This is a genomic window from Micromonospora yasonensis (assembly GCF_026013475.1).
Lineage (GTDB): Bacteria > Actinomycetota > Actinomycetes > Mycobacteriales > Micromonosporaceae > Micromonospora > Micromonospora yasonensis.
This window is the reverse complement of the sequence record NZ_JAPDPH010000231.1, coordinates 1-10,748: the sequence shown is the minus strand read 5'-3', so window position 1 is coordinate 10,748 and position 10,748 is coordinate 1. Positions and strand designations below refer to the sequence as shown.

The following is a 10,748-nucleotide window of genomic DNA, read 5'->3' as shown; positions in this document are numbered from 1 at the left end:
GCTGGTCGAGATCGCCAAGCTCGGCCGCACCCTGAGCAAGCGAGCCGCTGACGTGCTGGCCTACTTCGACCGGCCGGCACCAGCAACGGTCCAACCGAAGCGATCAACGGCCGCCTGGAGCACCTGCGCGGCTCCGCCCTCGGCTTCCGCAACCTCACCAAGGACATCGCCCGATCCCTACTCGAGACAGGCGGATTCAGACCCCGACTACACCCGGCATTGGTGAAGAGCCGCTCTTCCTAGGGGTCGGCCAAAGATACGACGGAAACCGGCAACCGGTGATCTTGAGTTCAACTTGCCGCAGGTGAGGTGCTGGGGCGGATCGGCGTCGGCTGCCCGATCAGGGACAGCGATGCGCAAACGCAGCCGGAGGCCCGATCTTGTGTCACCGTTCGCAGTGGACTTCTTCGCGTACCCGCTCGGTCAACGGCGCACCCGATAGCGCAGGTGAAGCACCCGGTTGCCCTGAATCACCACGTCAGGATCCTCCAACAGGTGCTGCGCGTGGACCGACCCGAAGTAGCGCTTGCCGGACCCGAACACGACGGGTACGACGTCCATGCGCACCTCGTCGATCAGGCCCGCGGCAAGCACCTGGCCACCGACGTCGCCGGCGGCGACCTCGACCATGCGGTCACCCGCAAGCTCCTGCGCCTTGGCCACGGCTGCCTCGACGCCGTCGACGAAGTGAAACGGCGCCTCGGGGTCCCAGCCCTCGGGCTCCGGCCGGTGCGTCACGACGACCACGTGGTCGATCCCGCCCGGAGGCTTCCCGTCCCAGCCGTCCGTCAGGTCGAAGACGTGGCGGCCGACGATCGTGACTCCGATCTGGTCCCAGTACGGCCGGGTGTAGTCGTAGGACGTCTGCGACACCTTCAGCTCGCCACTCTCGTCCAACGGGACGTCACCGCTGGACAACCAGTCGAACAGCGGTCCGGGCTGGTCGTGCTCGTCCGCGACGAAGCCGTCCACCGACACCGAGCTGTACATGACCACCTTGCCCACGGGGCTCTCCTCTGCTCTCGGGTGCCCCCAAATTAGCGTGTCGTGAGCTGTCGCTCTTGTAAGAAATCAATCGGCCGGCAGCGGCCAGCCGTCCAGCGCGTGGCCGGGATGTTCGCGCAGGAACCGCCGCCGGACTTCGACGTACCGGGTCGGCGTGAGCCCGGTGAACGCCCGGAACTCGTGGCCGAAGTGGGCCTGGTCGAAGTAGCCTGCGCCACCGGCGAGGTCGCCCCAGTCGATAGGTCCGGCGGGGTTGATTGCGAACACGGTGGCGGCGAAGCGGTAGGTGCGGGCCAGCCGCTTCGGCGTGACGCCGATGAGCTCCTTGAACCGCTGGGCCAGATGAGTGCTGCTGACACCGGCTGCCACGCTCAGGTCGCCGATCGCCACCGCCCCGCTGGTCGCCGCGATGACGCTGCTCGTATGGCTGACCAGCCCCAGGCCGGCGGTCTCGCACAGCCGTCGCATCAGCTCCTCCTCGAGCAGCGTCAGCATCTCGTGCGGTCCGTCCGCCGTGGCCAGCCGGTCTCGCAGCTCGGCAATGGCGGGCCGGCCCCAAACCTGCTCTACCGTCGCCGGCCGGTCACACAGCTCGGCCGCGGGCATCGGCAGGAACGGCGCCAGCCCCCACGGCTTGAAGTGCACGCCGACGGACCGGGTCCGGAGTGGGTAGCCGAACTCCAACGCGCGGGTGGGCATGGTGATCACGCAGCCGTCGGCGTACTCGGCCGTCTCGATGTCGGTGCCGGCGCGGATGCGGAACGGCGCCCCGAGGTTGACGATGAGCAACGCCGCGGGCATCGGCGGCAGCGTCAGCCGGGCGTACGGCGACGCACCCCCCAGGTAGTAAAGGTCGTCGATCAGCCCGTCCAGCGGCGGTCGCGGCACTCTGGACACGTACTCCACGCGCACAGCATCGCCGACGCCCCGCCGGCATCGCGCGCCGGGATGGTCCAGCCGCGCTGCCGCCAGCAGCGCGCCGGCGCCGATCCCGGACGAGCGCCCGGCCGCGGACATTTGCGTGGGATACGCGTGCTGCGTGAGAGACGGTAGATTCTCGGCCCTCCAGTGTCGCCCTGCATGGGGGAGGCGCTAAACCACCCTCTGCTGCGTTACCGTGCCCTGCTACGCGGCCGCGGGCTGTTCGCCGCCAAAGTCGACCTCGTCCAGCGCGGGGACGAACACGTCCAGCGGGATGTGGAGTTCGTCGGTTGCGTAGGCGCCGAACCGGAGGATTCGTTGCTGCGGGCGAGAGCGGCTCTGACGTCGCGGTAACGGTCGACCGCGTCATGCGGACACCGTTCGTTCCGGCGGGTGGACCCACGCTGCGGGATTCAACCGATCCACCCGCCAGTTGGCCGCTGCCGCCGCGGCCGCCACCGATTCCGCGTCCGGGCCTTCCACGAGCGCGAGTACGACCTCGTCGGCAGGCAGATGGACCGCCGCGACCAGTCGCGTGTCCGACATCGGGGGAATCGGCGCCAGCTCGGGCGCCGTAGCGTCCCCGGAGCAGTCGTAACGTTCCAGGAGGAACAGCCGACGAGTCATGCCAGAAACCTATGGCGCACCGGCCGCGCAGGAATCCGGAGTTTCCCTACTGTTTGGTCCCGGGCCTTCCTGCCATCGCCGCGCCGAGCTCGGCCCGGCTGGAGATTGCCAGCTTGCGATAGATGCGAGCAAGGTTCGCCTCGACCGTCTTCGGGCTGATGAACAACTCGTCAGCGATGACCCGGTTGGTGCGACCCTGGGCCGCCAGCCGAGCCACCCGCTCCTCCGTGGCCGTGAGGTCCAGCGGCGCCGGGGGACGCCCGCCCATACGCCCTTGCTCCGCCCGGGCGCGCTCCACGAAGGCCCTCGCGCCGATCGCGGCGAACTCCGCCTCAGCGGCCCGCAGCGCGTCCTGGGCCGCACGCTTGCGGCGGGCCCGCCGATGCACCACGCCGGCGACCAGCAGACAGCGGGCGCGGTCCAACGGCAGTACGCCCTCCGGCGCGCCGGCCCGGGCCGCGGTGAGTTCGTCGAGCGCGGCCAGCGGATCGGCCCCGCTCGCGCTCTCCAGCAACACCCGACTGCGGGCCAGGCCCAACGTCGTCCACGGCCGGGGTAGCCGTTCGTGCCGCTTCGCGAGGCGGGCCAGCGCCGCGCGGGCAATGGTCAGGTCGCCGGTGCCCACACACGCCTCGATCCAGTCCGGCTCGAACCGCTGAGCCAGCGGCTCGACCAGGCCCAGCTCGTCGACGCTGGCCGCGAGGCTGCCGTACGCGCGTGCCGCCTCGCCCATCCGACCCCCGCACAGCGCGACGAACGCCGCCAGATGCTGGTAAATCCGCCGGACCCAGCCGTCTCCGGTGTCGTCGGCGCGCCGCAGGCCGGCCTCGGCGACGGCAGCGGCCTCGGCCAGGTTGCCCCGGTTCGCGTCGAGCAGCCCCGCCAGCCACAGCTCGCCGTTGAGCCCCGTGCCGAGCTGCTCGCCGAGGTCCCGGGCGGCCGCGATGTGCTTCTCGGCGGCGGACCAGCAGCCGGCCAGCAGCTCGGTCTCACCGAGGTGGCTGAGTAGTTCGTGCTGCAGCGGCTGATCGCCGCGGGCCGTGGCGCGGCCGAGCATCCAGTGCAACCGCTGCCGGGCCCGGTCGGCGTCGTCAATCGACTTCCACCAGACCGCCGGGATCGTGCCGGCCAGCCACGACGGCTCGTCGCCTTCCATTGCCAGCGCCCGGTCCACCAGCTCGGTGCGGGCGGGCAACCCCGTCCGAACCTCCTGGAAGAACAACTGCAGCAGCGCCGCCGCGACCAGCCCCCGGTCGTCCTCCTCGGTGGTGAGCAGGGCGAGGGCCGCCTCGGCGTGCCGGCGCGCGGGCCCCGGCGCGTCCACGAACCCGGCCAGATGGGCATGGATACGTCCGGCCAACGGTGAGCCGGGCGGCGCCGATTCCAGTGCCCGTACGGCCGCCCCCACCGCCACCTCGCCGGGCTCGTCGGCGCTCCACGCCACGATCGCCCGCAACAGCAGCGACTCGGCGCGCAGCTCGCCGGCGGATTCGCTGGCTATCGCCTCAGCCCCGGCGCCCGCTGCCGCGTATTCGCCACTGTCGTACCGGCAGCGCACCGCCGACAGCCGCAGGCGGCCGTGGCCGTCCGCGTCCTGCTGCGAGGTCAGCGCCGCGGCGCGCTCGAACAGTTGCGCGGCGGCCTCCGGCGCGCCGCGGGCCTGCTGCCGCCCGGCGGCGTGGGCGATGATGCCGGCGATCGCCGCGTCCGGGCCGACCGTGCACAGCGCCAGGTGACGGGCCCGCTCGTCCGGGTCGGCGACGACGTCGGCGAGCGCCCGGTGCAGCCGGCGGCGGAGCCCCGGCGAGATGGTCGAGCGAATCGTTGACGCGTAGACGGGGTGCGTGAACTCGACCGCCACCGGCGTGACCACCAGCAGCCCGGCCTCCTCCGCCGGGTCGAACACCGCTGGCCGCACCCCGGCGGCGGTCACGTCGCGCAGCGTCGGGACGGTGAGCAGCGCGGCCACGCGTACCGCGTGCAGGGTCTCGGTGGGCAGCGTGGCCAGCACCTCGGCGAGGAGTTGCTGCATCGACGCCGCTACCGGGAGGTCCTCGCCCGGCGACGGCGGTCGGGGCAGCCGCATCACGGCACGCGCCAGCTCGATCGCGAGCAGCGGGTTGCCGCCCGCATCACGAGCGATCCTGGCCAGCAGCGGACGACCGAGCGTGGTGCCGAGCCGGTTGCGCAGGATGTGGTGCAGGGCCCCCACACCCAACGGCTGCACCGCGATCCGGGTGAGCCGGCTGCCGGCCGGACCCTGGTCCAGGCCGAGCGGTACGACCTCCGGCCCTGCCTCGGCTCTCCGGCAGGCCACCAGCGTTGCCGGCCAAGGAGCCACCCGCCGCAGCGCGAACCGCAGCGCTCGCTCGCTGGCCCGGTCCAACCACGGGGTGTCGTCGATCGCGATCAGCACCGGCACCTCGGTGGCCAGCGCCGCGTCCAACAACGACCGGGTGGCGGCGCAGATGACCCGCTCATCAACCGGCTCGTCGCTGTCGGCGGAGAGCAACACCATCTCGGCCGCGCGGCGCTGCGGGCCCGGCAGTTCGGCCACCCGTTCGGTGAGCGGGCGAAGCATGTCGGCCAGCGCCGCGTACGGCAGATCGACCTCAGACTCGGTCGGGGCACAGGAGAGCACCAGCCAGCCGTCGTGCTCCGCCTGCGCCACCAGCGCCCGCCACAGCGTCGTCTTCCCGATTCCCGCCGGCCCGTCCAGCAGCACCGTGCCCGCCTCACGCAGGCAGCGCCCCGCCTGGTCGATCACCGCGTCGCGGCCGACGATCTCGCCCAGCACGTGATGAATATGGCATGGTGGCGCAGCCCGAGCCAGACCGAATCGCCACCGCTGATACCGGCGACAATCGCTTGTGCCGTTACGTTCGACTCGATGCCGCCGCTCGGATCTGCAGCAACGGTAGGTTCGCGCAGAAGCGGGCGCCGGCATCACGACCGGGTTCAGAGCCGGTCGGCAACAGTCCGGGCGATCGCTTCCAACGGCTTGCGGTTCTCGGCCGGGTCGTTGAGCCGTACCAGGCGAACGGCTGCCCAGAGACCGGACTTGTTGACGAAGACCGCCTCGAGGCTCACGTAGGTCTCGTCGCCCACGCCCGGCAGCGGCCGTAGTTCGTGCCCGAGATCCCGTTCGATGTCCAGGTACTTCTTCGCCCCGTCGCCGACGTAGATCTCCACCTGGGCGGTCGGGCCGGTGACCGGCCCCGGGTAGGTGCAGCTCTCCCGTACCGGCTTCGCGTCTTCGAGTCGGGTGCCGGCGAGTCGCTCGGCCTCCTTCTTGGACACGAGGGCGCAGGGGTCGGAAACGGCGCCGGCCGGGGTGGGGGACGAGTCGTCGACGCTCGCCTCGGGCGTGCCGCTTCCGGCCGGCTGGTCGCTGGCGGCGGCCGGCGGCGCGGGCGGGGGCGTGCTCGCCGAACGGGCGCACCCAACGGCGCCGAGCAGCGGGAGCGCGATCAAGGCCAGCGCAGCGAGTCGGCGGTAGGCCCGGTTGTCACTCATCGGTACGGATCTCCCTGTGGTCGGACCCGCCGCCGGACAGACCTGTCGACCGGGTCGCGGTTTGGCGCGCCGATCGGGAGTGATCGGCGCCACGTCCTGGATCGAACGTTAGAACCGGGCGCGCTCCGAGGAATCGGGGGTTTCCCTCTCGATTGGCGATGCCGGGGTTGACCGTCCCGAGTACCACCGGGTCGCCACGGATCAGACGCCAGGATGCCGGCACGTGAGCCGTCACGTCCCGCACCGGCCACGGCAGCGAAGCGCCGCCGCGTGGGCTCGACTCTGCATAGGGAATCACCCGATTCGGTAACCGCCCCAGCCACCTAGCGTCGAGCCCATGACCAGCCATGCGCCCTGGACAGAGCGCCGCGCCGGCCGCGACGGCACGCCTGGCCGCAGCGCGGTTCGCCGCCGACTCAGCGGCACCGCAGCACTGGTGTGCCTTGTCGCGGTGACTGCCGGGTGCGGCATGAGCAGCTCCGCCGGGTCGGACCCGACCGGCCGGCAGTACGGGTACGCGCCGAAGCCGGACCGGGCGGTGGCATATCAGCCGGACGTCGTGCTCGTCTCCGGGGGCGGCGACACCATCCGTTCCGTGAGCCGGGACGGTTTCACGTATGTGATCGACGGTGCCGCCAAGGGCGCCGACGACCTCGCGCCCGGGAAAATCATGTTCGCCACGAGCGAGGCGCTCGGCCGGGTGGTGAGGGTGGAGCCGACAGGCGGCGACCTGGCCGTCACCCTGGCTCCCGTCGAGTTGACCGACGTGGTGCGGGACGGCCACTTCACGATCGACCAGGCGCTCGATCTCGAGTCGCAGACCTTCAGCCAACTGCCCGACCTGCTCGGGGAGGTGGTCGGCGGGGCCGAGCCCACGCCCGTCCTGCCGGATCCCCAGAAGGCCACCGGGTTGGGCACGAACGCCATCGGGGCAGGCGATTTCCGGCTCGCCGTACCGCCGATCGCCCTTCGGCCGGCGCGCGGGCCTGGCCCGGAGGCGGCCAAAAGCGTCCAGCGGAAGATCGGGGACTGGGACGTGACGGCGTACAAGGACAGGGCGAAGCTGGGGATGACCGCCGAGCACTCCACTGCCGCACAGGGGCGCGCCGGCGGTCTCAAGGTCGACTTCGACATCCAGTTGCTGGTCCGGAACCTGCGCGTCCAGGGTGACATCCGCGTGGCGAACGGCATCATCCCGAACCCGTCGTTCCGCGTCGAGGGGGTCGAGGGACTCGCGGTGACGATCGCGGCCGGCGCCCAGGGCGGGCTCAGCGACAACAAGAAGGCGAAGATCGAGTTCCCGATCGAAGTGAAGCAGCCCATCATCATCGGGGGCTTTCCCGCGACCCTCAAACAGACGTTCAAGTTCCTCGTCGAAACGGCGTTCACGGCGAAGAACGGGAACCTGTCCGCGACCGGCCAATGGGGGCTCGCCGGGCCGATCGGGTACGCCGGCTCGTCCGTACTGACGCCGACCTTCTCCGTACGGAAGAGCATCATGCAGTCCCTGCGCGGCGTGTCCATCGGTGTCGAGGCGATCGTCCTGGCGGTGGAGTTCCGCTTCGGCTTCATGATCGGCCTGCCGGTGGCGGGCGCCGGGCCGTTCGTCGCGATCGTGGCCTCGGTCGGCCTGACCAACGGTTCGGCGGCCGGCCGGGTGGGCCTGCCGCTGGCCGGACCGGCCGTGAAGTGTCGCGGATCCACGCTCGTGGCGGCCGTCCGCGCCGGCGAAGGCATCAGCATGTCCGAACCTCTGGCGAAGGCGATCGAGAAGGTGCTGAAGGTCGACATCCCTAAGGAGGCGGACTTCCTCAAGAAGGACATCGTCAACCGCACCGTCGTCGAACCGGACGTGCCCCTGTGCCGGGGCTGAGGCCGACACCGCGATCCAGCGCCTGTCCGGGCACCTGGCGTGGCCACCGAGAGCACCGCTGACCACAGGAACCCATGCCCCGCCGACGTCGGCGGTGGGCGACGAGCGAACCCCGTTGGGAAGGGATGACCCATGAACATCTTCAGGAAGCTGGCACACGTGGCGATCGTCGGAGGCGCGCTCGCCCTGGTCGTGGGGTGCGGCAGCGACGGCGGTCCGACGTCGTCCGGACCGGCGGACGGTTCCGGTACGGCGGACGACGCCGCCAGTGCCGTGACGGAGGCGAAGGGCGGCGAATGCGAGCGGCTCACCGCGAGCGAGGTCACCGACGTGATCGGCCCGAACGACGGCGGGCAGCATGACTACGCGCTCGGCGGATGCGTCTGGACGGCGACCTCGGGTGCCAAGGACGGACTGGTGGAGGCGATCTCCGCGACAATTCTCTCCAAGGCCGAGTACGAGGCCGTGGCCGAGGTCGGGGAGCCGGCGACCGGGTCCGCTGACGGGGCCACCTACGACACCACCCACGGTGAGCTGTGGTTCCCGTGCCGCAGCGGCGACTTCTGCGGGATCAAGGTGAAGATCAGCGATCCGGACAAGCGCAAGGACGTCGCGACCCGACTGGGCAAGGTCCTGCAGGGCCGGGTGTAGGCCCGGTCCCGATCTGTCCGCCGCGCCAGCTCCCGCCCGCGCGGCCACGCTGAACGAGATGGCCGAAATCATCAGCGGACTGCCGGAGGACCAACGGCAAAACCACGAAGCGCTGGAGAAGGTGAAGGGCAACGCCCGCCAGTTCGGCCATCTGCCCAAGCAGCTCGGGTTCGACTTCCCGGTCGTGGACCTATCGGCAGCCGGGACACGGTCTCGACATCCAGCCGCACCCGGGACTGCTCATCATCGGCTCGGCGTGCGGCGGCCGGCGCAGGGTGGGCAGCCGAGGCGCACTGCCCCGACCGGCGTCTGCACGGCGATTGTGCGGGATCGAGCCAGGCCAGCCGGTGCTGCTCGCCGCTCTCGAAAGCATCTGCAGGTCCCAGCCACGGTCATCGACGTTTCAAGATCGACCCCTTGCCCTGGCCGTGCCGACAAACAGGGGACGGTATTGGCAGCCGCATTGAGATCGCATCGTCCGTAGGCCGGTTGGGCGGGTAGAGCGCGTCTCCCGACTGTTTGCCCTCTCTGCGTAAGAATTCCCACCACCGCTCGGGACCGGCCACCACGACTGAGGCCGGCCCCCGCCGCTTGTCGACCCGCGATAGCCGACCAACACCGTCAGTCGTCGGCGAACTTCCGGATGCCGGCCGCGAACCACGCCCGGTTGGCCTCGTTCCGGATAAGCAGCACGGGTGTTTCGCAGGTGTCGGGCGGTGGAGGCGACAGCACGTCGTCGATCTTGAAGTCACCATCCTCGTCGAGAGGAACAGCCGCTGTGCTGCGTTCGACAAACGGAGCGGTGTTTTCGCAGATGAGCGTGGCGAAGACCCTAAAGCCGGCTGTTCCGCCGGTGGGCGTGATCATCAGCGCAGTCCCGATGGTGGCGCCCCCGGCGAACACAAGGCCCTTCCCGCGGGCCGTGATGCGCCCGTCGGCCTCCACCTTGGCGTTGAAATCCTCGATCCTCCAAGGCTGACCGGCGGGTTGCACCCCTCGGACGATGTTGCGGTTGACCGTCTCCGCCACAAGGCCCGTCCCGTTGCCAGCCGAGACTGGCTGCACCCCGATACCGCCTTCGAACTCGACAAGCGTCCGGCCGCGTCGAGCATCTGTCTCGGGTCCACCGTCGTCCGTCGTGGGCGCGTCGAATCCGGAGTCACGCTTAGGGGATACGTTGTGGGCCATCAACGGCGCACTCGCGCCCAGCGCAAGTACGAGGCCGACTCCTGCGGCGCCTGCGACGGTGGCTAGTTTTCGCATGTCTGCCCTCTCTATAGAAGAAGATCCACCCCGATCCTCTTGGCAGCGAACCGAATCTTCTTCGTACTGCTATCTAAATCACCCCTCCGGGGGAATTGTGCCCTTCGCTTCCGTCTTACTCGGGCATCATGCGGTATGCGTGGCCGTGCTTCCCGGCCACCAAGTCCGTCGGCAGCCGGAAACGCCGCAGCCAGCCGGACCGTCACGGCAATAATCGGCCGGCGGGCCGAGTTCAAGATCTCCAATCAGCCCAAGCGGATGCAGGTCTTCCAAGGCGGCAAGCTGGTCAAGACGTTTCCCGTAAGCCTTGGCAAGCCGCTAACGCCGACGTCCTCGGGCAATATGGTGATCATGAGCAGAGAAGCCCGCGCGCTCTGGGTGTATGGCCCGGATGGCCAACTCGAGGTCAAGCATGCCGAGCGACTCACCGCAGATGGCGAGTACATCCACGGAGCCCCGTGGTCGGTGGACGACCAAGGTCAAGACAATGTCAGCAATGGGTGCACAAACCTGTCACCCGACAGCGCCGAATGGGTGTACAACAACTCACGGATCGGGGATCCGGTGACGGTCACCGGTATTAACGATGCTACGGTTCGTGCGACTCGGCCACTCGCAACATCTGTGGCTCAACCGGGTGGGGCAGGCCCGGCTGGTCACCTGGTCTGCAGCTGTGCGGTAGCTGTGCGGTGACCGTCTCAGCGAGTTTTCGGCGCGCCGCCAGCAGTGCCAGACCAGCGGCAGCGCGGAAGCCAGTTCGGCTTCGACTGGCCGGTACGACCCTGAAGACGGAAACCGGCTGGTCCACGTCGTGGGCCAGCCGGTACTCTGCGCCGGCCAGGAAGGAGTGCCGCGGTGGCCGAGACGATGCCCCTGTGGCGGCCGACCGGCC

General features: G+C 70.0%; 9 protein-coding genes and 1 pseudogene. 4 read left to right on the top strand and 6 right to left on the bottom strand.

Annotation, left to right across the window (positions count from 1 at the left end; genetic code table 11):
* A pseudogene (locus ONA70_RS30435) lies at positions 1 to 243 on the top strand (transposase); the annotation flags it as partial.
* Between the two features lie 180 nt (positions 244 to 423).
* On the opposite strand, the gene ONA70_RS30430 reads toward ONA70_RS30435, so the two are convergent.
* The 5 genes from ONA70_RS30430 to ONA70_RS30410 all read right to left on the bottom strand — a co-directional run bounded on the left by ONA70_RS30430 (position 424) and on the right by ONA70_RS30410 (position 6,069).
* Positions 424 to 1,005 carry a dihydrofolate reductase family protein gene (locus ONA70_RS30430; protein ID WP_265009941.1) on the bottom strand — a complete coding sequence of 194 codons (582 nt, stop codon included), beginning with the start codon at positions 1,003 to 1,005 and terminating at the stop codon, positions 424 to 426.
* 66 nt (positions 1,006 to 1,071) lie between these two features.
* A complete protein-coding gene (locus ONA70_RS30425) occupies positions 1,072 to 2,022 on the bottom strand; it encodes a helix-turn-helix domain-containing protein (RefSeq protein ID WP_265009940.1) in 951 nt (316 codons plus the stop codon).
* A 270-nt stretch (positions 2,023 to 2,292) separates the two neighbouring features.
* The gene (locus ONA70_RS30420) at positions 2,293 to 2,553 is read right to left on the bottom strand and encodes a hypothetical protein (RefSeq protein ID WP_265009939.1); all 261 of its coding nucleotides are present in this window, start codon (positions 2,551 to 2,553) and stop codon (positions 2,293 to 2,295) included.
* A 46-nt stretch (positions 2,554 to 2,599) separates the two neighbouring features.
* Entirely contained in the window at positions 2,600 to 5,350 is a 2,751-nt protein-coding gene (locus ONA70_RS30415; RefSeq protein WP_265009938.1) for an AAA family ATPase, read from the bottom strand.
* Between the two features lie 161 nt (positions 5,351 to 5,511).
* On the bottom strand, positions 5,512 to 6,069 hold the full coding sequence (locus tag ONA70_RS30410; protein ID WP_265009937.1) for a hypothetical protein: 558 nt from the start codon (positions 6,067 to 6,069) through the stop codon (positions 5,512 to 5,514).
* Between the two features lie 469 nt (positions 6,070 to 6,538).
* Here ONA70_RS30410 and ONA70_RS30405 point away from each other — a divergent pair, with 469 nt between their 5' ends.
* Together ONA70_RS30405 and ONA70_RS30400 are read left to right on the top strand one after the other, a co-directional pair.
* Positions 6,539 to 7,942, top strand: a complete 1,404-nt coding sequence (locus ONA70_RS30405; protein ID WP_265009936.1) for a hypothetical protein — start codon at positions 6,539 to 6,541, stop codon at positions 7,940 to 7,942.
* Between the two features lie 132 nt (positions 7,943 to 8,074).
* Positions 8,075 to 8,593: a DUF3558 domain-containing protein gene (locus tag ONA70_RS30400; protein WP_265009935.1), complete on the top strand. Its 519-nt coding sequence runs from the start codon at positions 8,075 to 8,077 to the stop codon at positions 8,591 to 8,593.
* A 621-nt stretch (positions 8,594 to 9,214) separates the two neighbouring features.
* On the opposite strand, the gene ONA70_RS30395 is transcribed toward ONA70_RS30400, so the two are convergent.
* Positions 9,215 to 9,856 carry a hypothetical protein gene (locus tag ONA70_RS30395; protein WP_265009934.1) on the bottom strand — a complete coding sequence of 214 codons (642 nt, stop codon included), beginning with the start codon at positions 9,854 to 9,856 and terminating at the stop codon, positions 9,215 to 9,217.
* A gap of 258 nt (positions 9,857 to 10,114) precedes the next feature.
* Between ONA70_RS30395 and ONA70_RS30390 the strand changes: the two genes are divergently transcribed.
* Positions 10,115 to 10,549: a L,D-transpeptidase gene (locus ONA70_RS30390; RefSeq protein ID WP_406601274.1), complete on the top strand. Its 435-nt coding sequence runs from the start codon at positions 10,115 to 10,117 to the stop codon at positions 10,547 to 10,549.
* Positions 10,550 to 10,748 lie beyond the last annotated feature (199 nt).